This is a genomic window from Ramlibacter sp. (assembly GCF_035627355.1).
Classification (GTDB): domain Bacteria; phylum Pseudomonadota; class Gammaproteobacteria; order Burkholderiales; family Burkholderiaceae_C; genus Ramlibacter.
Genome location: NZ_DASPLW010000006.1, coordinates 1 through 23,065, shown reverse-complemented (window position 1 = coordinate 23,065; position 23,065 = coordinate 1). Strand labels below are relative to the sequence as shown.

The 23,065-nt window shown below is 70.1% G+C and carries 23 protein-coding genes; 13 read left to right on the top strand and 10 right to left on the bottom strand.

Annotated elements, in window-relative coordinates:
- The first annotated feature begins 74 nt into the window (after positions 1-74).
- The 6 genes from VEC03_RS01340 to VEC03_RS01315 all read left to right on the top strand — a co-directional run bounded on the left by VEC03_RS01340 (position 75) and on the right by VEC03_RS01315 (position 6,034).
- Positions 75-437, top strand: coding sequence for an S-adenosylmethionine decarboxylase (locus tag VEC03_RS01340; protein WP_324912325.1), 363 nt, complete (start codon positions 75-77; stop codon positions 435-437).
- Between the two features lie 11 nt (positions 438-448).
- Positions 449-1,129 (top strand): nucleotidyltransferase family protein, encoded by a 681-nt coding sequence (locus tag VEC03_RS01335; RefSeq protein ID WP_324912330.1) that lies wholly within the window; start codon positions 449-451, stop codon positions 1,127-1,129.
- Positions 1,126-2,511: an aminopeptidase P N-terminal domain-containing protein gene (locus tag VEC03_RS01330; protein WP_324912324.1), complete on the top strand. Its 1,386-nt coding sequence runs from the start codon at positions 1,126-1,128 to the stop codon at positions 2,509-2,511. The genes VEC03_RS01335 and VEC03_RS01330 overlap by 4 nt, the downstream gene beginning before the upstream one ends.
- Positions 2,512-2,625: 114 nt before the next feature.
- A complete protein-coding gene (locus tag VEC03_RS01325; protein ID WP_324912323.1) occupies positions 2,626-4,935 on the top strand; it encodes an NADP-dependent malic enzyme in 2,310 nt (769 codons plus the stop codon).
- Positions 4,936-5,151: 216 nt separating this feature from the next.
- Entirely contained in the window at positions 5,152-5,559 is a 408-nt protein-coding gene (locus VEC03_RS01320) for a ribonuclease (protein WP_324912322.1), read from the top strand.
- A 46-nt stretch (positions 5,560-5,605) separates the two neighbouring features.
- Positions 5,606-6,034, top strand: a complete 429-nt coding sequence (locus VEC03_RS01315; RefSeq protein ID WP_324912321.1) for a barstar family protein — start codon at positions 5,606-5,608, stop codon at positions 6,032-6,034.
- 261 nt (positions 6,035-6,295) lie between these two features.
- On the opposite strand, the gene rsmA is transcribed toward VEC03_RS01315, so the two are convergent.
- The 3 genes from rsmA to VEC03_RS01300 are packed head-to-tail and all read right to left on the bottom strand — an operon-like array spanning position 6,296 to position 10,771.
- On the bottom strand, positions 6,296-7,093 hold the full coding sequence (rsmA, locus tag VEC03_RS01310) for a 16S rRNA (adenine(1518)-N(6)/adenine(1519)-N(6))-dimethyltransferase RsmA (protein ID WP_324912320.1): 798 nt from the start codon (positions 7,091-7,093) through the stop codon (positions 6,296-6,298).
- A gap of 2 nt (positions 7,094-7,095) precedes the next feature.
- Positions 7,096-8,448 carry a peptidylprolyl isomerase gene (locus VEC03_RS01305; protein ID WP_324912319.1) on the bottom strand — a complete coding sequence of 451 codons (1,353 nt, stop codon included), beginning with the start codon at positions 8,446-8,448 and terminating at the stop codon, positions 7,096-7,098.
- A 13-nt stretch (positions 8,449-8,461) separates the two neighbouring features.
- Entirely contained in the window at positions 8,462-10,771 is a 2,310-nt protein-coding gene (locus VEC03_RS01300; protein ID WP_414708441.1) for an LPS-assembly protein LptD, read from the bottom strand.
- Between the two features lie 126 nt (positions 10,772-10,897).
- Between VEC03_RS01300 and VEC03_RS01295 the strand changes: the two genes are divergently transcribed.
- The 3 genes from VEC03_RS01295 to VEC03_RS01285 are packed head-to-tail and all read left to right on the top strand — an operon-like array spanning position 10,898 to position 13,909.
- Positions 10,898-11,995 carry an aminoglycoside phosphotransferase family protein gene (locus VEC03_RS01295; RefSeq protein WP_324912318.1) on the top strand — a complete coding sequence of 366 codons (1,098 nt, stop codon included), beginning with the start codon at positions 10,898-10,900 and terminating at the stop codon, positions 11,993-11,995.
- A gap of 13 nt (positions 11,996-12,008) precedes the next feature.
- Entirely contained in the window at positions 12,009-12,734 is a 726-nt protein-coding gene (locus tag VEC03_RS01290; protein ID WP_324912317.1) for a 16S rRNA (uracil(1498)-N(3))-methyltransferase, read from the top strand.
- Complete coding sequence (locus tag VEC03_RS01285) at positions 12,731-13,909, top strand: MFS transporter (protein WP_324912316.1); 1,179 nt, start codon at positions 12,731-12,733, stop codon at positions 13,907-13,909. Before VEC03_RS01290 ends, VEC03_RS01285 begins: the two co-directional genes overlap by 4 nt.
- Here VEC03_RS01285 and VEC03_RS01280 read toward each other — a convergent pair.
- Both VEC03_RS01280 and VEC03_RS01275 read right to left on the bottom strand, forming a co-directional pair.
- Positions 13,906-14,787 (bottom strand): lysophospholipase, encoded by an 882-nt coding sequence (locus tag VEC03_RS01280; protein ID WP_324912315.1) that lies wholly within the window; start codon positions 14,785-14,787, stop codon positions 13,906-13,908. The genes VEC03_RS01285 and VEC03_RS01280 overlap by 4 nt on opposite strands.
- Before the next feature lie 80 nt (positions 14,788-14,867).
- Positions 14,868-16,340, bottom strand: coding sequence for a M20 family metallopeptidase (locus VEC03_RS01275; protein WP_324912314.1), 1,473 nt, complete (start codon positions 16,338-16,340; stop codon positions 14,868-14,870).
- Between the two features lie 76 nt (positions 16,341-16,416).
- Here VEC03_RS01275 and VEC03_RS01270 point away from each other — a divergent pair, with 76 nt between their 5' ends.
- Together VEC03_RS01270 and VEC03_RS01265 are read left to right on the top strand one after the other, a co-directional pair.
- Positions 16,417-17,187 (top strand): DUF72 domain-containing protein, encoded by a 771-nt coding sequence (locus VEC03_RS01270; protein ID WP_324912313.1) that lies wholly within the window; start codon positions 16,417-16,419, stop codon positions 17,185-17,187.
- 201 nt (positions 17,188-17,388) lie between these two features.
- Entirely contained in the window at positions 17,389-17,583 is a 195-nt protein-coding gene (locus VEC03_RS01265) for a DUF3606 domain-containing protein (protein WP_324912312.1), read from the top strand.
- A gap of 5 nt (positions 17,584-17,588) precedes the next feature.
- Here VEC03_RS01265 and VEC03_RS01260 read toward each other — a convergent pair whose 3' ends face one another.
- A complete protein-coding gene (locus VEC03_RS01260; RefSeq protein WP_324912311.1) occupies positions 17,589-18,176 on the bottom strand; it encodes a YigZ family protein in 588 nt (195 codons plus the stop codon).
- A gap of 74 nt (positions 18,177-18,250) precedes the next feature.
- Between VEC03_RS01260 and VEC03_RS01255 the strand changes: the two genes are divergently transcribed.
- Positions 18,251-18,709: a DUF421 domain-containing protein gene (locus VEC03_RS01255; protein ID WP_324912310.1), complete on the top strand. Its 459-nt coding sequence runs from the start codon at positions 18,251-18,253 to the stop codon at positions 18,707-18,709.
- Here the strand turns inward: VEC03_RS01255 and otnI are convergent.
- From otnI to metX, 4 genes are read right to left on the bottom strand one after another with little or no spacing between them, the layout of a single operon-like run.
- Positions 18,699-19,517: a 2-oxo-tetronate isomerase gene (gene otnI, locus VEC03_RS01250; RefSeq protein ID WP_324912309.1), complete on the bottom strand. Its 819-nt coding sequence runs from the start codon at positions 19,515-19,517 to the stop codon at positions 18,699-18,701. The genes VEC03_RS01255 and otnI overlap by 11 nt on opposite strands.
- 1 nt (position 19,518) lies before the next feature.
- Positions 19,519-20,532, bottom strand: coding sequence for a D-erythronate dehydrogenase (denD, locus tag VEC03_RS01245; RefSeq protein WP_324912308.1), 1,014 nt, complete (start codon positions 20,530-20,532; stop codon positions 19,519-19,521).
- Positions 20,533-20,570: 38 nt separating this feature from the next.
- Positions 20,571-21,155 (bottom strand): methionine biosynthesis protein MetW, encoded by a 585-nt coding sequence (gene metW / locus VEC03_RS01240; RefSeq protein WP_324912307.1) that lies wholly within the window; start codon positions 21,153-21,155, stop codon positions 20,571-20,573.
- Positions 21,152-22,282 (bottom strand): homoserine O-succinyltransferase MetX, encoded by a 1,131-nt coding sequence (gene metX / locus VEC03_RS01235; protein WP_324912306.1) that lies wholly within the window; start codon positions 22,280-22,282, stop codon positions 21,152-21,154. The genes metW and metX overlap by 4 nt, the downstream gene beginning before the upstream one ends.
- Before the next feature lie 420 nt (positions 22,283-22,702).
- On the opposite strand from metX, the gene VEC03_RS01230 reads away from it, so the two are divergent.
- Positions 22,703-23,065: RNA-binding protein (locus VEC03_RS01230; protein WP_324912305.1), on the top strand; the 363-nt coding region annotated here is incomplete at its 3' end.

The following is a 23,065-nucleotide window of genomic DNA, read 5'->3' as shown; positions in this document are numbered from 1 at the left end:
GCAATTTTAGCGGTTGAGGTCCAGGGTCGTGGCTGGGGACGGGTGATTCCACGCCTTCGTCTACAGTCGCAGCCATGCGGGGCCTGCACCTGACTGCCGATCTCTATCGATGCCGTTGCGAGGCGAGCTGGCTGACCGACGCGCAGCGGCTCGGGCAGTGGTCGCGTCAGGCGGCGGAGGCGGTCGGCCTGGCGGTGGAGCGCGAGCTGTCGTACGCCTGCGCAACCGGCGGCGCCACCACCACGCTGCTGCTGCCGGGCTCGCACGTGCTGCTGCACACCTGGCCGCAGGAGCGCGCGGCGATGGTCGACGTCTGCCTGTCCGATGCGCATGACGAGCTCGCGGCCAGGGCGCACGGGCTGATGGACGCGATGGTGCAGCGCCTGCAGCCGGAATGGACCGAGCAGCGCTCGCTGGACCGCGGGGACGGCGAGTGAGCGCCCAGGCGATGGTGCTCGCGGCCGGTCGCGGCGAGCGCATGCGGCCGCTGACCGACCTGTGTCCCAAGCCCCTGCTGCTGGTGCGCGGCACCCCGCTGATCGGCTGGCACCTGCAGGCGCTGGCCGATGCCGGCTACCGGCGCGCGGTGGTGAACACCGCCTGGCTGGGCGAGCAACTGGAGCGCCGCTTCGCGGCCGGCCACGGCGCGCTGCAGATCGACTGGTCGCGCGAAGGGCTGGATTTCGGCGAGGCACTGGAAACGGCCGGCGGCATCGCCCGGGCCCTGCCGGCACTCGACGAGGTGTTCTGGGTGGTGGCCGGCGACGTGTACGTACCCGGCTTCACCTTTCCGCCCGAGGCCCTGCGCCGGTTCGCCGAGGGCCCGCGGCTGGCCCACCTGTACCTAGTGCGCAACCCGGCGCACAACCCCCGCGGCGATTTCGCCCTGCAGCCGGACAGCTTGCTCGCCAACGACGGCGAGCAGCGCTACACCTACTCGACCATCGGCCTGTACCGCAAGGCCTTCTTCGCCGGCCTGCCCGCCGGCAACCCCGAAGGCCTGAAAGTCCCGCTGGCCCCGATGCTGCGGCATGCGGCGGACAATGGACAGGTCAGCGCGGAGCTGTACACCGGCGACTGGACCGACGTCGGCACGCCCCAGCGGCTGGCGCAACTGAACTCAGCATGAACCACACCTTGTATGCCGAACGCCGCGCCCGCGTCGCCGAGGCGATCGGAGCCGGCGGCATCGCGCTGGTGCCGACCGCGCCCGAGCGCCCGCGCAACCGCGACAGCGACTTCCCCTACCGGCACGACAGCTACTTCCACTACCTCACCGGATTCGGCGAGCCGAACGCCTTCCTGGTGATCACCGGCGACGGTGCCAGCACGCTGTTCTGCTCGCCCAAGGACCTGGAGCGCGAGATCTGGGACGGCTATCGGCTCGGGCCTGCGGCCGCTCCCGGTGCGCTGGGCGTGCAGGCTGCGCATTCGATCGATGAACTCGAAGCGATGCTGCCGGCGCTGCTGGAGAACCGCGAGACGGTCTGGTATCCCTTTGCGATCCACGCCGGGCTGGAGGCGCGCGTCGCCGGCTGGCTGAACCGGGTGCGGGCGCGGGTGCGCTTCGGCGCCCTGTGCCCGGAACGCCAGGAAGACCTGTGCGCGGTGCTGGACGAGATGCGGCTGGTCAAGGATGCCTACGAGCAGGACACGATGCGCCGCGCCGCGCAGATCAGCGCCCGCGGCCACGTGCGCGCCATGCAGCTGTCGGCCCGCCTGCTGCGCGAAGGCCGCGACGTGCGCGAGTACCACCTCGACGCCGAGCTGCTGCACGAGTTCCGCATGGGCGGCTCGCAGTTCCCGGCCTACAGCTCCATCGTCGCCGCCGGCGCCAACGCCTGCGTGCTGCACTACCGCGCGGCCGACACGCCGGTGCGCGCCGGCGAGCTGGTGCTGATCGACGCCGGCTGCGAGCTCGATGGCTACGCCAGCGACATCACCCGCACCTTCCCGGCCGACGGCCGCTTCGGCGGCCCGCAGCGCGAGCTGTACGAACTGGTGCTGGCCTCGCAGGAGGCGGCGGTTGCCGCCACCCGTGCCGGCGCGCGCTTCAACGATCCGCACGAAGCCACCGTCAAGGTGCTGTCGCAGGGCCTGCTGGACCTGGGCCTCCTCGATCGCGACAAGGTGGGCGGCGTCGACGACGTGATCGAGCAGCGCGCCTATTTCGCCTTCTACATGCACCGCACCGGCCACTGGCTGGGCATGGACGTGCACGATTGCGGCAGCTACGTGGAGCCGTCCGAAGTGGGCGAGGTGAGCGAGCGCAAGGACCCGCTGTCCGGCGAGGTGATCAAGAACCGCCCCAGCCGCATCCTGCGACCGGGCATGGTGCTGACCATCGAGCCGGGCCTGTACGTGCGGCCGGCGGAAGGCGTCCCCGAGCGCTTCCACAACCTGGGCATCCGCATCGAGGACGACGCCATCGTCACCGAAGACGGCTGCGAGCTGATCACCCGCGGGGTGCCGGTGAAGCCGGACGACATCGAGGCCTTGATGCGCACCTGACCGCGCCTACGCAGCATCCCTGACTGGGGTTTCCACGTAGCGCGCGCCTACAATCGCGCCCCTGTGCCCCCCTGCGGGCCCGCGGGCAGCGCCCGCGCAAGAGGAGAACGACGCATGCCCCCCACCGAATCGCAGTACTCGGCCGACACCCACGCCGAATTGCGCCGGGCCGCCCTCGAGTACCACGAGCACCCTGCGCCCGGCAAGATCGCCCTGCACGCGACCAAGCAGCTCCTGAACCAGCATGACCTGGCGCTGGCCTATTCGCCCGGCGTCGCCGCACCGTGCGAGGAGATCGTGCGCGATCCGGCGGAGGCCTTCCGCTACACCGCCCGCGGCAATCTGGTGGGCGTGGTCACCAACGGCACCGCGGTGCTGGGGCTGGGCGACATCGGCCCGCTGGCGTCCAAGCCGGTGATGGAAGGCAAGGGGGTGCTGTTCAAGAAGTTCGCCGGCATCGACGTGTTCGACATCGAGTTGAACGAAAAGGACCCGGACCGGCTGGTGGAGGTGATCGCCGCCCTGGAGCCCACCTTCGGCGGCATCAACCTGGAGGACATCAAGGCGCCGGACTGCTTCTACGTGGAACGCAAGCTGCGCGAGCGGCTGCGCATCCCGGTGTTCCACGACGACCAGCACGGCACCGCCATCGTGGTCGGCGCGGCCATCCTCAACGGCCTGCGGGTGGTCGGCAAGGAGCTGTCGGAGGTCAAGCTGGTGACCTCGGGAGCCGGCGCCGCGGCGCTGGCCTGCATGAACCTGCTGCTCAAGCTGGGTCTGCCGCGCCAGAACATCTTCGCCACCGACCTGGCCGGCGTCGTCTACGAAGGCCGCACCGAGCTGATGGACGAAGACAAGGCCCAGTTCGCGCAGCGGACCTCGGCACGGACCCTGGCGGAAGTGATAGCGGGCGCCGACATCTTCCTGGGCCTGTCGGCCGGCAACGTGCTCAAGCCGGAGATGGTGCGCACCATGGCGCGCGACCCGCTGATCCTGGCGCTGGCCAATCCCAACCCCGAGATCCTGCCCGACGAAGCCAAGGCGGCGCGGCCCGACGCCATCCTGGCCACCGGCCGCACCGACTACCCGAACCAGGTCAACAACGTCCTGTGCTTCCCCTACATCTTCCGGGGCGCACTGGACTGCGGCGCCACCACCATCACCGACGCGATGGAGATCGCCGCGGTGCATGCGATCGCCGAGCTGGCGCAGGCCGAGCAGAGCGAGGTGGTGGCCGCGGCCTATGCCGGGCAGAAGCTCGCGTTCGGCCCCGAGTACCTGATCCCCAAGCCCTTCGACCCCCGGCTGATGATGAAGATCGCGCCGGCGGTCGCCCAGGCCGCGGCCGACAGCGGCGTGGCCTTGCGCCCGATCCGGGACATGGATGCCTACCGCGAGAAGCTGCAGAGCTTCGTCTATGCCTCCGGTACCACCATGAAGCCCATCTTCGCCACCGCCAAGGCGGCCGTGCGCAAGCGGGTGGCCTTCTGCGAGGGCGAGGAGGAGCGGGTGCTGCGGGCGGCGCAGATCGTGACCGACGAGGCCATCGCCCGGCCGACCCTGATCGGCCGGCCGGCCATCATCGCCCAGCGCATCCAGAAGTTCGGGCTGCGGCTGCAGCAGGGCCAGGACTACGACGTGGTCAACGTCGAGCAGGACGAGCGCTACCGCGACTTCTGGCAGACCTACCACCGCATGACCGACCGCAAGGGCGTCACCCAGCAGATGGCCAAGATCGAGATGCGGCGGCGCCTGACGCTGATCGGCTCGATGCTGCTGCACAAGGACCAGGTGGACGGGCTGATCTGCGGCACCTGGGGCACCACCGACATCCACCTGCGGTACATCGACCAGGTCATCGGCCGCCGCGAGGGCGCCGGCACCTACGCCTGCATGAACGGGCTGATGCTGCCGGGCCGGCAGGTGTTCCTGGTCGACACCCACGTGAACTACGACCCCACGGCCGACCAGCTGGCCGAGATCACGGTGATGGCGGCCGAGGAAATGATGCGCTTCGGGATCAAGCCCAAGGCCGCGCTGCTGTCCCATTCCAACTTCGGCTCCAGCAACCAGCCCAGCGCGCTGAAGATGAGGGAAACGCTCGAGCTGCTGCGCGACCGGGCTCCCTGGCTCGAACTGGACGGCGAGATGCACGGGGACGTGGCGCTGGACGGCGCCGCCCGCGCCCGCCTGATGCCGCGCAGCACCCTGGCCGGCGACGCCAACCTGCTGGTCTGCCCCAACATCGACGCGGCCAACATCGCCTACAACCTGCTCAAGACGGCAGCCGGCGGCAACATCGCGATCGGTCCGGTGCTGCTGGGCGCCGCCAAGCCCGTCCATGTCCTGACCGCCAGCACGACGGTGCGCCGCATCGTCAACATGACGGCCTTGACGGTAGCGGACGCAAACGCGACCCGCTAAGGCCTGCCGCGACAGCGGGCGCAAACTTAGCAGCTAGCCCGGCAGGCCGTGAAAGGCCTTTCCGGCTGCCCAAAAATTAGGCACGCGCTTGCCTTTTGTGACTGCTTCGTTCACACTAGCGCCCTTGATTTTCCGGGTTAACCCCGAGGGCCTGAAGGGCCCGGAGGTGCCATCCGGTTGGCGTTCGAAGGTCACCCAGAAGGTCCGAAGTTGTTCATGGCGCGTGTCGCTGCTTTCAAGTTAGCGCTCACAAGCTTCTTGTTCGCAGCCCTGTTCACCGGTGTCGAGCCGGTGGCCGCCAAGGGCCCCTCGGGGGGTCCGGCCGATGCGGTGGAAGCCACCGTATCGCTGTCTGAACTGCCGTTGCAGGGCCGGAAGACCTTCGAGCTGATCCGCCAGGGTGGACCGTTCCCCTACCAGAAGGACGGCTCGGTGTTCTTCAACCGCGAGCGCTTGCTGCCGTCCAACAAGCGCGGCTATTGGCGCGAGTACACCGTGGAGACGCCGGGATCGCGCGACCGGGGGGCCCGGCGCATCGTGTGCGGTGGAAAGCCTCGGCTGCCGGACGCTTGTTACTACACCGCCGACCACTACGCCAGTTTTCGCAAGATCGTGGAGCCCTGAGATGAAGCGGGATCTGTTTTTGACAGCCATGGAAAGAGACGCGGAGATGGATAAACCCCTTCGCCCCGACATCAGCGACACGCCCCTGAAGGGCGTGCGCAGCAACATCGTGCAGTCCATCCGGGCCTTCCGGGTGCAGGACCTGCAGGACACGGCCCGCGCGCTCGGCCACCACTTCCTGTATGCCAACCTGGCCGCGGCACAGAGCAAGCAGGACGTGCTGGACCTGATCGCCCAGCAATTCATCCTGCCCGCCCACTTCGGCAAGAATTTCGATGCGCTGTACGACTGCATGACGGACCCCGTCCACAAGTCCGGTCCGCAGCCCGGCTTCGTGGTGGTGCTGGAGCAGATCCCCGCTACGGCCAAGTTCGACAAGGAAGCGCGCGAGCAGTTGCTCGACATCTTCCGCGACACGGCCGACTACTGGGGGGACCGGAAGATACCGTTCCGGTGCTTCTATTCTTTTCTGTAGCCCGTTCTGCACAAGCTGGCCAAGCAGAACGGGCGAACGAGGCCCAGGGCACCGAAGTTGCGGCGCCCGTCACCGACAACGGCGAGAAGATGCCCACCGACAAGCTGGTGGACGTGTCCCCCTTGGCGCTGCGCATGAGCAGCCCGTTCAATGCGGGGTACTGGCTCGCGGCGGCGTGAGACGGCGCAAGCAACCGTGATCGGAACGAAAAGCCGGGTGCATGGGCACCCGGCTTTTTTTCGCCTGGACGGTCGCGGCCGGCTAGGCTGCACCGTCCGCCGGAACACCGGAAGCCACGCTCCCGGCCAAGGCCAGGTATTCGGCCACCGGCACCTCCTCGGCCCGGCGCTGCAGGTCGAAGGTCCCGCCGAACGCCTTCCGTTCCAGCCATTTGCCCAGCGTGTGCCGCAGCAGCTTGCGGCGCTGGCTGAAGGCGACCTGGACCAGCTCCGACAGGCCGGCGGCGTCGACCGGCGCGGGCGAAGGCCGCGGGACCATCCGGACCACCGCACTGTCCACCTTGGGCGGCGGATCGAAGGCGGTGGGCGGCACGGGCAGCACATCCTCCATCTCATAGCGCCACTGCAGCATCACCGACAACCGCCCGTAATCGGCGGTGCAGGGCTCGGCCACCATGCGGTCGACCACTTCCTTCTGCAGCATGAAGTGCTGGTCCTCGACGGAATCCACGTGCGCCAGCAGGTGGAACAGGATGGGTGTCGAGATGTTGTAGGGCAGGTTGCCCACGATCCGCAGCCGAGGGTTGCCGAGCCGGGCCGCCAGCGCGGTGAAGTCGACCTTCAGCACGTCGCTCTCCACCACGTCCAATAGCGGATGCTGCCGCAGGCGGGCGGCCAGGTCGCGGTCGAGCTCGATCACGGTCAGCCGGCCGGTCCGCTCGACCAAAGGCTGGGTCAGCGCGGCGAGGCCGGGCCCGATCTCCACCATCGCCTGCCCCGGCCGCGGCGCGATCGCCCGCACGATGGCGTCGATCACGGCCAGGTCGGCCAGGAAGTGCTGGCCGAAGCGCTTGCGGGGCCGGTGGTGGGCGCGGTCCAAGGTCAGGTCGGCGGCTCGCGCATCTCGACCCAGGCGCGCCCGCGCACCTCCTGGGCCCACTGCGCGTAGGCCTCGTCCAGCTTCTTCTCGCGCACGGTGTTGCGGGCGATCTCGCGCTGCTCGCGCTCGGTCAGCTTGGCCACGCGCCGCTCGAGCAGCTGCACCAGGTGGACGCCGAAACGCGACACCAGCGGATCGGCGATCTGCCCGGGGGCCAGCGCATCGACCACTTCCTCGAACTCCGGCACGAACATGCCGGGGTTGGTCCACCCGAGGTCGCCGCCGTTCTGGGCGCTGCCATCCTGCGAGTGCTCGCGCGCCAGCTGGGCGAAATCGGCCTGCCCGGCCTGGATGCGACGCTTGAATTCGGCCAGCCGTTCGGCCGCCCGGCTTTCGCTCAACTGCGGCCCAGGGCGCAGCAGGATGTGCCGCACGTGGCTCTGGGTGACGGTCGCCCCCGGCATCCCCTCCTTGCGTCGATCCAGCAGCTTGAGCACGTGGAAGCCCGCCCCCGATCGCAGCACCTCGCTGATGCCGCCCGGCGGCAGCGACTGCACGGCCTGGACGAACAGCGGCGGGTAGCGATCGGCACTGCGCAGCCCCATCTGGCCGCCGCTCTGGGCGGCGCCCGGCGCATCCGAGAACTCGCGTGCCAGCTTGCCGAATTCCTCGCCGGCCCGGGCGCGCTCCTGCACCTGCCGGGCCTTGGCCTGGGCGGCGCGCACCTGCTCCTCGCTGGCGTTCTCCGGCACCGCCACCAGGATGTGGCCCAGGTTCAGCTCGACCTCGGCGCCGGGGTTGGTGGCCTGCTCGCGCAGGTACTGGTCCACCTCCTGCTCGCTGACCTTGACGCGCTGGTCCACCTCGCGCTCGCGCAGGCGCGTGAGCAGCAGCTGGTTGCGCAGGTCCTCGCGGAAGCTGGCGGCGTCCATGCCTTCGGCGGCCAGCCGGCGATGCAGCTGGGCCACGTCCATGCCGTTCTGGCGGGCGAAGTTCTGCTCGGCCTGGTCCACCATCACGTCGCTGATGCGGATGCCGCTCTCGCGGGCATGCTGCAGCTGCGCCTTCTCGCTGATTAGGCGCTCGAGCACCAGCTGGGCGAGTTCCGCTCGGGGCGGCAACGCAGCGCCCTGCTGGGCGAGCTGCTGCTCGAAACGCAGCAGGCGGGTCCGCACCTCGTTGTTGGTGATCGGCTCGGAATTGACGACCGCCACGATGTGGTCGGCCGGCCGCGGACCGGGCGCCCGCGTGACGGGCGCGCTGCCGATCTGCGGCGAGACGCGCAACTGCGCGACGGCGGGCATGGACAGCGCGGCGGCGCCGGCCAGCACGAGGGCGAGGGCACGGGGGTTCATGACGACAAGGGTCTCACTCGTAATTGGTGAAGCGGCTCGGCGGGACCACGAGGTTGCGGTCGCGCAGCAGCTGGTAGCGCGGGATATTCTGGCGCAGCGAGCTGATCGGGTTGGTGCCGAGCCGGCTGAAGCCGACGAATTCGAGCTGGAACATGATGCGCTTGCTGGAGCTGTTCAGGCTGCTTTGCAGCCGCTCCAGCACCACGCGGCCGATCCAGCAGCAGGCGTCGTACTCCAGGCCGATCACGGTATCGACGATGCGCCGGTCCCGCAGGCTGAAGTTCAGTCGGCCCACCGAATACCAGCGGCCGCCGCCCTGGCCGCGGCCCGGCCCGAGATCCAGTCCGCGATCACCCCAGAGGTCGTTCAGCGGCCATTGCCAGCCGATGTCGATCTGCTCGGACTGGCCACGCTGCAGGCGGTAGGCGGCGCTCACCACGCGGTAGTTGCCGGGGTTGTAGCGGCCGCCGACGGTCACGCGTTCGGAGCGCCGGGTCTTGGGGTTGTACTGGACGGTGGAGTCCAGCGACCACGTCGGGTTCCAGTTCAGGGTGGCCCCGAACATGATGTCGGACAGGCGCTCGCTGACCGGCGAGCCGCCGGGCAGGGTGACCCGCTGGTCCTTGAAGCGCAGGCGCTGCGCGACGCCGAACTTGGCGGCCTCGGCGCCGGTGTCGGGGTCGATCAGGCGTGTCGTGGCGCCCAGCGTCAGCAGGTTGTTGTCGGCGATCCGGTCGTGGCCGCTGAACGCGTTCTCGGTATAGATCGTCGCGAAGTTGAAGTCGGTGGCGCCGGTGTCGTAGAGGGGCAGCAGCGACTGGTCGCGGAACGGCGTGTAGACGTAGAAGGCGCGCGGCTCAAGGGTCTGCAGGAAGCTGCGCCCGAAGAAACTGGCCTCGCGCTCGAACACCAGCCCGCTGTCCAGGCTGAAGATCGGCAGGGTGCGGCTGGCGCTGCGGCGGCCGTTGGCCAACGGCGAGTCGAAGCCGTACTGGGTGGCATGGAACTGCACGCGCGGCGTCACGAACCACCCTGGCGCCTGCCAGGGCCGCTCGATGCGACCGAGCATGAAGGTGCGCTGGGCGTTGGGCTGCCCCGTCAGCCCCGGCACCGACTCGAACCGGGTCGTGTCCACGTCGAACCGGCCTTCCAGCCCCAAGGGCAGGTCCTGCCGCAGGTAGGTCGCGACCAGTTGCGGTGCCTGGTCGTACGGCGGCGTGATGGGCGACGTGACGTCCTGCAGCGTCTGCCACTTGAGCGCCCGGGCGGTGTAGACCCAGTAGCCGCGGCTCCACTGCAGCACGGCATCGTTGGCCAGCAGGCGCTGGGTGAGCGAGGAGGTGGCGCGGGAGAAATCGCGCCAGTAGTCGTCGTCGCTGACCCGGTTCAGGTTCAGGGCGACCGCGGCCCGGCCGATCACCGGCACCGTCAGCCCGCCACTGTGCCGCCAGTTGTAGCCCCAGCGACTGCGGTCGCGCAGGCGGTCGGTGGGCATCAGGTTGGCCTGGATCTCGCCGGTGTAGTCCGACTCGAGGTAGCGGAACTCGGCGCCCAGGTCGATGCCCCGCTTGCTCATCAGCGACGGGTAGAACGTCGCGTCGCGGTTGGGCGCGATGTTCCAGTAGTACGGCTGCGTGTACTCGATGCCATTGATGCTGTCGACGCCGAACACCGGCGGCAGCAGGCCCGACTTGCGCTTGTCCGTCAGCGGGAAACTCAGGCGCGGGATCGGCAGGATGGGGACGTCGTAGAAGCTCAGGAGGGCGTCGGTCGCCATGCCGACCTCTTCCTCCTGGTCGATGCGGATGTTGGCCGCCTTCAGCAGCCAGGGCGGCATCCAGCCCGGGTAGTCCTCGCGCTGGCAGGTGGTGTAGGTGGCGTCGCGGATGACCGAGCGCTTCTCGTCCAGGAAGTCCACCCGCGAGGCCTCGCCGTAGGCATCGTTGCGCAGCAGCCGGTAGTCGGGCTGGGTGAAGAAGCCCTCGAAGGCATCCACCTTCAGCTCGAGGTAGGGCCCCTCGAAAACGTTGCCGGCCCGGTTGATGCGCACGTTGCCGCGCGCCTTGGCCAGGTCGTCCGGCTGCCAGTACTCCATGCGGTCGGCCTTGATCACCGTGTCGCCGCGACGCAGCTCGGCACGGCCCTCGACGGTGGTATCCAGGTCGGGACGGCCGGTGATGTGGTCGCCGAACACGAAGGTGGGCAGCTTCCCGCGCACTTCCGGCGGGATGTCCTCGCGCAGCATGGGCGAAGGCGCCAGCTCCAGCGGCGCCGATAGCTGCGCCACCGCCTGCCCGCCGTGCAGGAGCCCGAAAGCGGCCAACGCAAGGGGTGCGAGCCTGAAGTTCGTGCGCGGGTTCCGGGGGTTCAAGGCGTGTCGGCTGTCGATCGAAAACCGCGCAGCAAGCACAGGGCCGGGCGCAGGGGGCGTTTGTAGAATGGATTATCCATGAGCGATCCCCATTCCACCCCGGCGCCGGACGCCGGCGCGGCCACTGCCGTGCACTGGGCCGATCCCCGCCGCGAGCAGGCTTTCCGTGCATGGCTCGAAGGGGTCGCGCCGGCGCACGGACTCGATCCTTCGACACTGCGCCCGGCCTCGGCCGATGCCAGCTTCCGCCGTTACCTGCGCCTCGACGGTGCCGGCGGCAGCCGCATCGTGATGGATGCGCCGCCCGACAAGGAGGATTGCCGCCCCTTCGTGCGCGTGGCGCAGCTGATGGCCGAGGCCGGCCTGCATGTGCCGCGCGTGCTCGCCTGGGACGAGCCGCAGGGCTTCATGCTGCTGGACGACCTGGGCCGGCGCACCCTGATCGAGGTGCTCGACCCGCAGCAACCCGATGCCGCCCGGCCCTGGTTCCAGCAGGCCATCGAAGCCCTGCTGGCGTGGCAGCTCGCTTCGCGGCCCGGGGTGCTGCCGTCCTACGACGAGGCGCTGCTGGCGCGCGAGCTGGCGCTGTTCCCCGACTGGTACCTCGCCCGCCACCGCGGCATCCGTGTGGAAGGCTCGCTGCGGGAGACGCTGGACCAGGCCTTCGGGCTGATCGTTCGCCAGAACCTGTCGTCGGCAGCGGTCTATGTGCACCGCGACTTCATGCCGCGCAACCTGATGCTCCCGTCCAGCGGCAGCGAGCCGCGGCTCGGCGTGCTCGACTTCCAGGATGCGGTGCACGGCCCGATCACCTACGACATCGCCAGCCTGATGCGCGATGCGTTCCTGAGCTGGGACGAGGAGTTCGTGCTCGACATCACCGTGCGCTACTGGGAGAAGGCGCTCAAGGCCGGCCTTCCGGTGGGCAGCGACTTCGGCGAGTTCTATCGGGCGGTCGAGTGGATGGGGCTGCAGAGGCACCTCAAGGTGGCCGGCATCTTCGCCCGCCTCACCCTGCGCGACGGCAAGCCGAAGTACCTGGCCGACACGCCGCGCTTCATCGGCTATATCCGCGCTACCGCCGGTCGCTACCGCGAGCTGGCGCCGCTGCTGCGGCTGGTCGACGAGGTCGAGGGCACCGAGACGGCCACCGGCTACGCGTTCGGCCGGATCTGACCGGCACCGCCCGATGCCGCGCCTGCACTGCCCCAGGCCCCTGCGTGCGGGCGAGTCGCTGGCGTTGCCGCCGGCGGCTGCGCGGCACGTGCAGGTGCTGCGGCTGCAGCCCGGCGACGCGCTCACCCTGTTCGACGGCGAGGGCGGCGAATGGAAGGCCCGCATCGAGCGCATGGGCCGCAGCGATGTCCAGGTGCGCGTCGGCGAGCACCAGGCCATCGAGCGCGAGCCGGCCGTGGCCGTCCACCTCGCGGTCGGCGTGCCGGCCAACGAGCGCATGGACTGGCTGGTGGAAAAAGCGGCGGAGCTGGGAGCCGCCAGCCTGCAGCCGCTGGTGACCGAACGCAGCGTGCTGCGGCTGGCCGGCGAGCGCGCCGGCCGCAAGCAGGCGCACTGGCAGGCGATCGCAGCCGCTGCCTGCGAGCAGTGCGGCGGCAATCGCGTGCCCCGCATCCATCCGCTGGCCGAGCTGGGCCGCTGGCAGCCGCCGACCGGCATGGCCTTGAGGGTGCTCTCGCTGTCATCCGGCGCGCGCCCGCTGGCCGCCCTGCCGCATGCCTCGCCCGTGCTGCTGCTGTCGGGGCCCGAAGGCGGCCTGTCGCCGCGCGAGGAAGCCGCCGCCCTAGCCGCGGGCTTCGAGCCGGTGACGCTGGGCCCGCGCGTGCTGCGCGCCGAAACCGCGCCGCTCGCGGCACTCTCCGTGCTGACCCTGGCACACGAACCCGGAGCCCTCCGATGAATCGCTCGCTGTGGTTGCTGGCCGCCTGCCAGGGCCTGTACCTGACCAACAACGTCACCTTCATCGCCATCAACGGCCTGGTGGGACTGGCCCTGGCGCCCGTCGGCTGGCTGGCGACGCTGCCGGTGATGGGCTACGTGGTCGGCGGCGCGCTGTCCACCGGGCTGGTCGCGCGCACGCAGCAGCAATGGGGGCGCCAGCGCTCGTTCCAGGCCGGGCTGCTGGTGGCGCTGCTGGCGGCGCTGCTGTGTGCGTATGCCGCCGTCACCCGCAACTTCTGGCTGCTGTGCACCGCCACCGTGGTGGCCGGCTACTACAACGCCAATGCCGGCCTGTACCGCTTCGCCGCGGCGGAGCTGGTGGACGTGCCGGCGCGCGAGAAGGCGGTGTCGTTGGTGATGGCAGGCGGGCTGCTCGGCGCCGTCGCCGGACCCAACCTGGCGGCGCGCACGCGGGACCTGTTCGCCGTGCCCTTCGCCGGCGCCTACCTCGCACTCGCCGCGGTGGCGCTGCTGTCGATGGCCCTGATGGCCTTGCTGCGCTTCCCGCCGGCACCGCCGCGCGCCAGCCTGTCAGCCGGGCGGCCGCTGGGCGAGCTGATGCGCCAGCCGGCCTTCATCGTCGCCGCGGCGGCCGGTGCCCTGAGCTATGGGGTGATGAACCTGCTGATGGCGGCCACGCCAATCGCCATGCAGCAGTGCGGCCTGCCGTTCGGCGACGCGGCGCTGGTGCTGGAGTGGCACGTGATCGGCATGTTCGCGCCCGGCTTCTTCACCGGTAGCCTGATCAAGCGCTTCGGGGCGCTGGCGGTGATGGGCGCCGGTGTGGTGCTGAACCTGGTGTGCATCGCGGTGGCGCTCTCCGGAGTGGAACTGCAGCAGTTCCTGGTGGCGCTGTTCCTGCTCGGCATGGGGTGGAATTTCCTGTTCACCGGCAGCACCACGCTGTCGCTGTCGACGTACCGCCCCGAAGAGCGGGACAAGGCGCAGGGCGCGCTCAACTTCTTCGTCATGGCGACGCTGGCGCTGAGCTCGCTGGCGTCCGGGGTGCTGGTCACCACCTCCGGCTGGTCGCTGCTGAACTGGGGCTCGCTGCTGCCGGTGGCGGTGACCGCCGCGGCGCTGGCCTGGCTGGCGCTGCGCGAGCGCCGCGCCCCCGTGGGCGGGGCAGCCTAAGCGGCCCGGGCCAGTTGCGCGGCGCCAGCCGGCGCGCGCTCGTCCAGCCAGCGGCGCAGGCAATCGAACACCGGCTGCGCGTCGGCCTCGTTGAAGATCTCGTGGTAGAGATCCTGGAAGCAGTGGCTGGTGACCAGTTGCGAGGGGGCTGCGGCCGCGAACGCCCGGCTGCCGGCCGAATCCACCAGCCGGTCCTGGCCGGCATACATCAGCAGGGTCGGCACCTTCCACTGCGGCGCCTGCGCCACCACCGGCCGGCCTCCGCCGGTGATGAAGCCCGCGAGCCGCGCACTGATGCGGTCGTGCACCAGCGGGTCGGCCCGGTAGGCGCGCTCGACCTCCGGATCGTGCGACAACCAGCGGGTCTGCAGGCCGTTGCCCAGCCGCAGGTCGGGCGCCAGCCGCGGCAGCGTGCGCAGCAGCAGCTTCTGCAGGCCGGACACGCGGGTGCCCAGGGCGGGCGACGAGAGCACCAGCGCATCGATCGAGGCCGGATGCGCGGCCGCGTACTGCGCCGCCACCAGGCCACCCATGCTGTGCCCGAGCACGATCAGCGGCACCCCGTCGGGCGTGCGCGTGCGGGCGCTCTGCACCATCTCGGCGAGGTCGTCGACCAGCCGCCCGTCGCTCGGCAGGCCGCCGCGCGGCCCGCCCGATTCACCGTGACCGAACTGGTCGTAGCCGCGCACGGCGAAACCCCAGCTGTTGAGCTCGCGCGCGAGGTGCTCGTAGCGGCCCGCGTGCTCGCCCAGCCCGTGCACCAGCAGCACCACGCCACGCAGCGGGACGCCCTCGGCCACCGGCCAGTCGCGCAGCACGAGGTTGTCGCCATCGCTGGCGGTGAAGGTGGACAGGGTCGCGGTCGAGGCCGGCATCATGGGGCGGCGATCATGGCTCTGCCGGCAGCCCGCCGCCATCGGCACTGACCCTGATCAAGTGGCCGGCCACCGGGCCGCGCTCAGGGCATCCGGGCCATGACTTCGGCCACCGCCGCGGTGAGCCGCTTGGCGTACGGCACGTGCAGGAACTCGTTGGGGCCGTGCGCGTTGCTGCGCGGCCCGAGCACCCCGCAGACCATCATCTGGGCGGTCGGGAAGCCCTGGCTCAGCAGGCTCATCAATGGGATGGTGCCGCCTTGGCCGATGTAGCCGCAGGGCGCGCCGAAATGGGCCTGGGATGCTGCGTCCAGCGCCTGTGCGAACCAGGGCGCCGTATCCGGCGCGTTCCAGCCGGTGGCGGCGCTGCCGGCCTCGAACGTGACCACCGCCTGGTAGGGCGCGTTGTCCTCGAGCAGGGCCTTGAGCTCCTGCACCGCGGCTGCGGCGTCGACCAGCGGCGGCAGGCGCAGCGACAGCCTGAAGGCGGTGTAGGGCCGCAGCACGTTGCCGGCGTCCTGCAGCGGCGGCAGGCCCTCGGCACCGGTGACCGACAGCGTGGGCGTCCAGGTGCGGTTGATCAGCGCCTGCACCGGATCGGTGGTGGTGGGCAGCGCCGACTGGCTGGCGCCGCCGCAATCGGCATGCGCCCAGGGGAAGCGCTTGTAGACCTCGTCGCCCAGGATGGCGGCGGTCGCCCGCGCCTGCTCCAGCCGCACCGCCGGCACCTCGCAGTGGAAGCTGGCCGGGAGCAGGCGGCCGGACCGGCTGTCCTCCAGCCGGTCCAGCACCTGGCGCAGGATCCGGAAGCTCGAAGGCACCAGCCCCGACGCATCGCCCGAGTGCACGCCTTCGGTCAGCACCTGCACCTTCAGCGTGCCGGCAGCCATGCCGCGCAGCGACGTGGTCAGCCACAGCTGGTCGTAGTTGCCGGCGCCCGAGTCCAGGCACACCACCAGCCCGACGTCGCCGAGCCGCGGACGCAGCGCGTCCACATAGGGCAGCAGGTCGTAGGAGCCCGATTCCTCGCAGGTCTCGATCAGGCCGACCACCCGCGGATGCGGCACCTGCTGGGCCTTGAGGGCCTGCACCGCGGCGATGCTGGCGTAGACCGCATAGCCGTCGTCGGCGCCGCCGCGGCCATAGAGCTTGCCGTCCTCGTATTTCGGGGTCCACGGCCCGAGGTCGGCGCGCCAGCCGCTGAACTCCGGCTGCTTGTCCAGGTGGCCGTACATCAGCACCGTCTGGCCGGGCCCGGCACGGGTCGCCTCGATCTCGAAGAACAGCACCGGCGTGCGCCCGGGCAGGCGCACGATCTCCAGCTTCAGGCCGGGGACCTTCTGCGCCTCGACCCAGGCCGCTGCGTTGCGCAGCACGGTCTCGATATGGCCGTGCCGCTCCCAGTCGGGATCGAAGCCGGGCGACTTGGCCGGGATGGCGATGTAGTCGGTGAGCTGGCGGACGATGTCGCGGTCCCATTGCTCGCTGGCATGCGCCAGCGCCCGGGCCGGATCGAGCGCAGCGGCAGGGATTTCGCGGTGCAGGGGGGCATTCATCTGGGATTTCCCTCGAAGATCGAGGTGCCACTGTACGACGGCAGATAAAGTGGAGCCACATGCAAGGAGACCGCCGATGAGCAGCACGGGGCGCATCCATGTCGGGGTCGGCGGCTGGAACTACGAGCCCTGGCGCGGCACCTTCTTCCCGCCCGGGCTGCCGCACAGCCAGGAGCTGCACTGGGCCAGCCGGCGGCTCACCGCCATCGAGGTCAACGGCACCTTCTACAGCACCTTCAAGCCGGCCACCTTCGCCCGCTGGCGCGACGAAACGCCGGAGGGCTTCGTCTTCGCGATCAAGGCGCATCGCTCGACCACCAACCGGCGCGACCTCGGCAGCGCGCGCGAGGCGATCGATCGCTTCCTCGGATCCGGGCTCGACGAGCTCGGGTCCAAGCTGGGGCCCATCCTCTGGCAACTGATGCCGACCAAGGCCTTCGACGCTCAGGAGATGGCGTCCTTCCTGGCGCTGCTGCCGCGCACCCTGGGGCCGGTGCCGCTGCGGCACGTGCTGGAAGTGCGCCATCCGAGCTTCCTGGATCCGGGCTGGCTGGAGCTGGCACGCCGGCATGGCTGCGTCACCGTGCACACCGATTCGCCGCGCTACCCGAACATCGCCGACGCCGATGCGCCGTTCGCCTACCTGCGGCTGATGCGCAGCCAGCCGGAGCTGGCTAGCGGCTATCCCGCCGAGTCGCTGGACCAGTGGGCTGCCGGCGCCCGGGCGTGGAGCGAGGGTCCCCGGCCGCGCGATGCCTTCGTGTTCTTCATCAATGGCGCCAAGGAGCGCGCACCGGCCGCGGCACTCGCCTTCCTGGAACGGCTGGGTCACACCCCCTCCGACTAGCAGAAAACGGCACGCGCACGCGCGCCGACTCGTTTCGGCACTGCGTCAGCGGTGTGCATCCGTTACGTGTGCACGCTCATGTGGCACGAGCGTAGGAAGTAGATGACATGGGCTTCCGCCGACAACGGGCAAGCACGGCGTTGCCAACACGGCCCAATGGAGCCCGTCAAAGAATTCATTTGGAAAACGGAGCAACAGGCCATGGCCTTCACATTCGACACGGTGCCCGCCAACCGCGGGCTCATCGACATGGACAACCCCCGCGAGGTGAGCTGGTGGACCAAGCGCTTCACCTGCAACGAAGCGCAGCTGCGCGAAGCGGTGGAACAGGTCGGCCCCAACGCCGCGCAGGTCGAGCAGCTGCTCGACGGCCAGGAGTACATCCTGACGGTCTGAACGGCTCAGTCCGGCTCGCGCCAGCGCAGCTGGCCCTTGCCGATGTCGTCGAGCCGCGCGCGCAGCGCCTGCGCGGCGTCCTCGGTCGCCGACAGCAGCAGCGACACCTCGGCACCGTGCACGGCCTGCAGCAGTTCGGCACCGTGGGCCGCCGCCTCGCGGCGCACCAGCCCTTCCAGTTCGTATGGCACCTCGACCGCCAGCATCACTGTGCGTTGGGGCGGGACCTTGTGCGCTTGCAGCAGGGCCTGGGCGACGGCGTCGGTATAGGCGCGAACCAGCCCGCCCGCGCCCAGCTTGATGCCGCCGAAGTAGCGCACCACGGTGGCGAGCACGCCATCCAGCTCCTGCCGGCGCAACACCTCCAGCATCGGCCGACCGGCCGTGCCGGAAGGCTCGCCATCGTCGTTCGCGGCCGATTGGCCACCGGCCAGCAGCGCCCAGCAGACGTGGGTCGCGCCGGGGTGCTCCGAGCGCAGCCGCGCCACGACCTCCTGGGCCTCGGCACGGCCCTCCACCGGCTGCACGCAGGCGATGAAGCGGCTCTTGCGCACCAGCAGCTCGGCGTGGGCGGGTTCGCGCAGGGTCAGCATGTGCGCAGCATCGTACGCAGGAACACGGCTGAGGCCGACAGCGGCGCGGGCTCGGCGGTGCTCCACTGCCGGCCATGTTCGACATCAGCCTGCCATGGTGGGAGTTCATCGCCCGCGGCCTGATCATCTACCTGGCCTTGCTGCTGCTGGTGCGCATCTCGGGCAAGCGCACCGTGGGCCAGTTCACCCCGTTCGACCTGGTGGTGGTGCTGCTGCTGAGCGAGGCGGTCTCGAACGGCCTTTCCGGCGGCGACGACTCCGTCAGCGGCGGCCTGATCGTGGCCGCCACCCTGGTCGGCCTGAACTTCGCACTGGGCTGGCTGACCTCGCACTACGAGCCGCTGGAAAAGGCCGTGGAAGGCCGCGAGGTGCTGATCGGCCGCAACGGCGAGTTGTACGAGCGGGTGCTGCGGCGCGAGCGCGTCAGCCCGGCGGACGTGCACAAGGTGCTGCGCGAGAACGACTGCGCGCTCAAGGAGATGCGCTGCATCTTCCTGGAGGCGGACGGCAGCATCAGCGTGATCAAGAAGTGACATCGCGCCAGCGGCGCAGCCAGCCCAGCCCCGCGCTGGTGCCGCCGGGCACGGCGCCGCGCGCGGGCCGGTATTCGCAGCCGATCCAGCCGTCCCAGCCGCAGGACTGCGCCACTTCGTCGACCAGGCCGAACAGCCAGGGGTAGTCCAGCTCGCCGGTGTCCGGTTCGTGGCGCTGGGGCACGCCGGCGATCTGGAAATGCCCGACCCGCCCGGTGGGCAGGTACTCGCGGATCTTGGTGGCCAGGTCGCCTTCGACGATCTGGCAGTGGTACAGGTCCATCTGCACCTTCAGGTTGGGCGCACCGACCTCGGCGGCGACGGCATGGGCCTCGTCCTGGCGCTGCAGCAGGTAGCCGGGCACGTCGCGCGGATTGATCGGCTCGATCATGACGTCGACGCCGATCGCGCGGGCCTGCTGCGCGGCCCAGCGCAGGTTGGCCACATAGCAGCTTCGCTGGGCGGCGCGATCGTTGCCGTCCACCAGCCCGGCCATCACGTGCAGGCGCGGACAGCCCAGCACCTCGGCATAGCGCAGCGCCTGCAGGATGCCGGCGCGGAACGCTTCCTCGCGGCCGGGCAGGCTGGCCAGGCCCCGCTCGCCGGCGGCGAGATCGCCCGGCGGCGCGTTGAACAGCACCTGCTGCAGGCCATGGTCCCGCAGGCGGGCGGCGATGTCGGCCGGTGCATGCTCGTAGGGGAACAGGAACTCGACGCCTTCGAAGCCGTCGCGCGCCGCGGCCTGGAAGCGATCGAGGAAGGGCAGCTCCGGGTAGAGCAGCGACAGGTTGGCGGCAAAGCGCGGCATGTCAGTCACCCAAGGGCAAGCGCACGGCCTGCGGGTTCTCGCGCGCGTAGTCGCGGATCACCTGCTCGAAGCCGTCGTCGGCGGCCAGCCCGAGCGAACGGGCGCGCTCCCACTGCAGCTGCGCCGGCCAGCTGCCGACCAGCTGCTGCACGGCGGGATCGGGCGACCAGTCCAGCAACGCCGTGGCGTCGCGCCCGGCCACCCGCTCCAGCGCGGCAGCCATCTCTCCCACCGTGATGCGCAGCGACGGCAGGTTGATCGCCGTCGGCGGGCCCCACTGCGCATCCGGTGCTTCGGCCGCGCGCAGCAGGCCCTCGATGGCGCGGGCCGGGGATGACAGCGCGACCGCCGTTTCCGGCGCCACCGGTACCTGCGCCCGCTGGCCGGCCAGCGGCTCGCGGATCATCCCCGAGAGGAAGCCCGAGGCGGCGCCATTCGGACGCCCCGGCCGCACACTGACGGTCATCAGGCGCACGCTGCGGCCGCGCAGGAAGCCCTTGCGCGCGTAGTCGGCCACCAGCTGCTCGCCGATGAACTTCTGGATGCCGTAGCTGCCCTGCGGCGTGGGCAGGGTGTCGTCGGTGATCGGTTCGGGCAGGCTGCGGCCCGGTTGCCGGCCGAACACCGCCACCGAGCTGGCGAACACGAACAGCGGCCGCGAACCGGTCGCCCGGCAGGCCTCCAGCAGCGCGTGGGTGGCCGCGAAGTTGCTGCGCATGCCGAGGTCGAAGTCGGCCTCGCATTCGGCACTGACGGCCGCAGCCAGATGGAAGACGGCGGCGGTGCCGGCCGCGGGGAGGGCACGCGCGGTGGCGAGATCCAGCAGGTCGCCGGTGACGGCGCGCACGCGCGGGTCGGTCAGCAGGTCGGCCGGCGGCGGGACGCGGTCGGCCAGGGTCAGGGTCTCGATGCGGGTAGCCGGGGCGCCGGCCAACGACAGGGCGCCGAGTTGCAGCAGCTGGCGGGCCAAGCGCGCGCCCAGGAAGCCGCTGCCGCCGGTGATCAGGATGTGCATCCATGCAAGGATAGCGGCCGCAGGCGGCCGGCGCGCCCTCAGCCGCGCTCGAACTTGAACACCGCGGTGCCCGCCAGCAGGTTGGGCAGGCCGCGCACCTCGCGGCCCTCCTGCAGGCCGAAGGCGTCCAGGATCGCCAGCCGGTTGCGCGTGGCCAGCACCTCGAAGTCCTTGAAGGTGCCGACCCGGATGTTGGGCGTGTCGTACCACTGGTAGGGCAGGCGCTTGGTCACCGGCATGCGCCCGCGCAGGATCGACAGCCGGTTCGGCCAGTGCGCGAAGTTGGGGAAGGCCACGATCCCCAGCTTGCCCACCCGCACCGTCTCGCGCAGCATGGTTTCGGCGTTGCGCAGGTGCTGCAGCGTGTCGATCTGCAGCACCACGTCGAAGCTGTCGTCGCCGAACATCGACAGCCCTTCGTCCAGGTTCAGCTGGATCACGTCGACCCCGCGCCGGGTGCAGGCCAGCACGTTGTCGTCGGCGATCTCGATGCCGTAGCCGCTGCAGCCGCGCTCGCGCTGCAGCAGGTCGAGCAGGGCGCCGTCGCCGCAGCCCAGGTCGAGCACGCGCGAGCCTTGCGGCACCAGCCGCGCGATCGTGTGCATGGTGAGGCGGTCGCTCATGACGACAGCTCCGTGGCGATGCGCTCGAACCAGGCGCGCACCACGGCGTGGTAGCGGGGGTCGTCGAGCAGGAAGGCGTCGTGCCCGTGCGGCGCATCGATCTCCGCGTAGGTCACGTCGCGGCGGTTGTCCAGCAGCGCCTTGACGATCTCGCGGCTGCGCTTGGGCGAGAAGCGCCAGTCGGTCGTGAAGCTCACCAGCAGGAAGCGGGCGGTCGCCGCCGCCAGCGCCCGCGACAGGTTGCCGTCGTGGCGGGCCGCCGGGTCGAAGTAGTCCAGCGCGCGGGTGATCAGCAGGTAGGTGTTGGCGTCGAAGTACTCGCTGAACTTGTCGCCCTGGTAGCGCAGGTAGCTCTCGATCTGGAACTCGATGTCCTGGGTGGTGTAGCGCAGGTCGATCCCGTCGCGCAGCTGGCGGCCGAACTTCTCGTTCATCACGTCGTCCGACAGGTACGTGATGTGGCCGATCATGCGGGCGATGCGCAGGCCGCGCCGCGGCAGCACGCCGTGGTCGTAGAAGTGGCCGCCGTGGAAGTCGGGGTCGGTGACGATGGCGCGGCGCGCGACCTCGTTGAAGGCGATGTTCTCCGCCGTCAGGTTGGGGGCACTGGCGATCACCGCCGCATGGCGCACCCGCTGCGGGTATTGCAGCGTCCACGACAGCGCCTGCATGCCGCCCAGGCTGCCGCCCATCACGGCGGCCAGCTGTTCGATGCCCAGCCGGTCGAGCAACCGCGCCTGCGCCTCGACCCAGTCCTCCACGGTGACCACCGGGAAATCGGATCCCCAGGGCCGGCCGGTGGCGGGGTTGGCGTGCATAGGACCGGTCGAGCCGAAGCAGGAGCCCGGGTTGTTGACGCCGATCACGAAGAAGCGCTCGGTGTCCACCGGCTTGCCCGGCCCGATCATGCTGTCCCACCAGCCCTCGGACCGCTCCTTGCCGGCGTAGACCCCGGCCACGTGGTGCGAGGCATTGAGCGCGTGGCAGACCAGCACCGCGTTGCTGCGGTCGGCGTTCAGGGTGCCGTAGGTCTCGTAGGCCAGCTCGTAGTCCTGCAAGGTCGCCCCGCTGCGCAGCGACAGCGGCTCGGAAAAATGCATGGACTGCGGTTGCGCGATCAGCGTCATGAGGCCCGAAAACGAAAAAACCCGGCCAGCTAAAGCGGACCGGGTTCCATCGGCGTCTTTAGCTGCATTTCTTGAGCGCCCGCAAGCGGTGGCAAATCGGCGCTATGGAACGCGAGTATAGCAATGCGCTCCAGACGGCCCGGAGCGGCCGCGCAGCGCCGGCATTCGGCGAGCGACCCCGGCGCAGCTCATCGGGTACGCGTACGGATCAGCATCGGGGCAAAAAAATGCGTTGATCCGGGTCTTTCCGGGGGGAGCTCCCCTTGCGTGTCCGGTGGATATCTGCTCCATAATGGATCGACGTGGATACGCAGTGCCACGTACGTTTGCGGTGAGCAGGTCGCTTTCGCTTCGCTCTCGGTTGATGCGTTTTCCGGACTCCATCGCTTTGTCAATGTGTTCTTTCCAGGAGTCCCATTAATGGGCAACAAACTGTACGTAGGGAACCTGCCCTACTCCGTGCGCGACAGCGACCTCGAACAAGCCTTCAGCCAGTTCGGCGCCGTCACCAGCGCCAAGGTCATGATGGAGCGCGACACCGGCCGCTCCAAGGGCTTCGGCTTCGTGGAGATGGGCAGCGATGCCGAGGCCCAAGCCGCGATCAACGGCATGAACGGCCAGCCGCTCGGCGGCCGCAGCGTCGTGGTCAATGAAGCTCGCCCGATGGAGCAGCGCCCGCGCGGCTTCGGCGGCGGCGGTGGCGGCTACGGCGGTGGTGGTGGCGGCGGCTACGGTGGTGGTGGTGGCGGCTACGGCGGCGGCGGTGGCCGCAGCGGTGGCGGC

Bases quoted from the DNA above. Each gene is read 5' to 3' on its own strand.
- VEC03_RS01340 (WP_324912325.1), top strand. From the start codon at position 75: ATGCGGGGCCTGCACCTGACTGCCGATCTCTATCGATGCCGTTGCGAG.
- VEC03_RS01335 (WP_324912330.1), top strand. From the start codon at position 449: ATGGTGCTCGCGGCCGGTCGCGGCGAGCGCATGCGGCCGCTGACCGAC.
- VEC03_RS01330 (WP_324912324.1), top strand. From the start codon at position 1,126: ATGAACCACACCTTGTATGCCGAACGCCGCGCCCGCGTCGCCGAGGCG.
- VEC03_RS01325 (WP_324912323.1), top strand. From the start codon at position 2,626: ATGCCCCCCACCGAATCGCAGTACTCGGCCGACACCCACGCCGAATTG.
- VEC03_RS01320 (WP_324912322.1), top strand. From the start codon at position 5,152: ATGGCGCGTGTCGCTGCTTTCAAGTTAGCGCTCACAAGCTTCTTGTTC.
- VEC03_RS01315 (WP_324912321.1), top strand. From the start codon at position 5,606: ATGGATAAACCCCTTCGCCCCGACATCAGCGACACGCCCCTGAAGGGC.
- VEC03_RS01305 (WP_324912319.1), bottom strand. From the start codon at position 8,448: ATGAACCCCCGTGCCCTCGCCCTCGTGCTGGCCGGCGCCGCCGCGCTG.
- VEC03_RS01295 (WP_324912318.1), top strand. From the start codon at position 10,898: ATGAGCGATCCCCATTCCACCCCGGCGCCGGACGCCGGCGCGGCCACT.
- VEC03_RS01290 (WP_324912317.1), top strand. From the start codon at position 12,009: ATGCCGCGCCTGCACTGCCCCAGGCCCCTGCGTGCGGGCGAGTCGCTG.
- VEC03_RS01285 (WP_324912316.1), top strand. From the start codon at position 12,731: ATGAATCGCTCGCTGTGGTTGCTGGCCGCCTGCCAGGGCCTGTACCTG.
- VEC03_RS01280 (WP_324912315.1), bottom strand. From the start codon at position 14,787: ATGATGCCGGCCTCGACCGCGACCCTGTCCACCTTCACCGCCAGCGAT.
- VEC03_RS01275 (WP_324912314.1), bottom strand. From the start codon at position 16,340: ATGAATGCCCCCCTGCACCGCGAAATCCCTGCCGCTGCGCTCGATCCG.
- VEC03_RS01270 (WP_324912313.1), top strand. From the start codon at position 16,417: ATGAGCAGCACGGGGCGCATCCATGTCGGGGTCGGCGGCTGGAACTAC.
- VEC03_RS01265 (WP_324912312.1), top strand. From the start codon at position 17,389: ATGGCCTTCACATTCGACACGGTGCCCGCCAACCGCGGGCTCATCGAC.
- VEC03_RS01260 (WP_324912311.1), bottom strand. From the start codon at position 18,176: ATGCTGACCCTGCGCGAACCCGCCCACGCCGAGCTGCTGGTGCGCAAG.
- VEC03_RS01255 (WP_324912310.1), top strand. From the start codon at position 18,251: ATGTTCGACATCAGCCTGCCATGGTGGGAGTTCATCGCCCGCGGCCTG.
- otnI (WP_324912309.1), bottom strand. From the start codon at position 19,517: ATGCCGCGCTTTGCCGCCAACCTGTCGCTGCTCTACCCGGAGCTGCCC.
- denD (WP_324912308.1), bottom strand. From the start codon at position 20,532: ATGCACATCCTGATCACCGGCGGCAGCGGCTTCCTGGGCGCGCGCTTG.
- metW (WP_324912307.1), bottom strand. From the start codon at position 21,155: ATGAGCGACCGCCTCACCATGCACACGATCGCGCGGCTGGTGCCGCAA.
- metX (WP_324912306.1), bottom strand. From the start codon at position 22,282: ATGACGCTGATCGCGCAACCGCAGTCCATGCATTTTTCCGAGCCGCTG.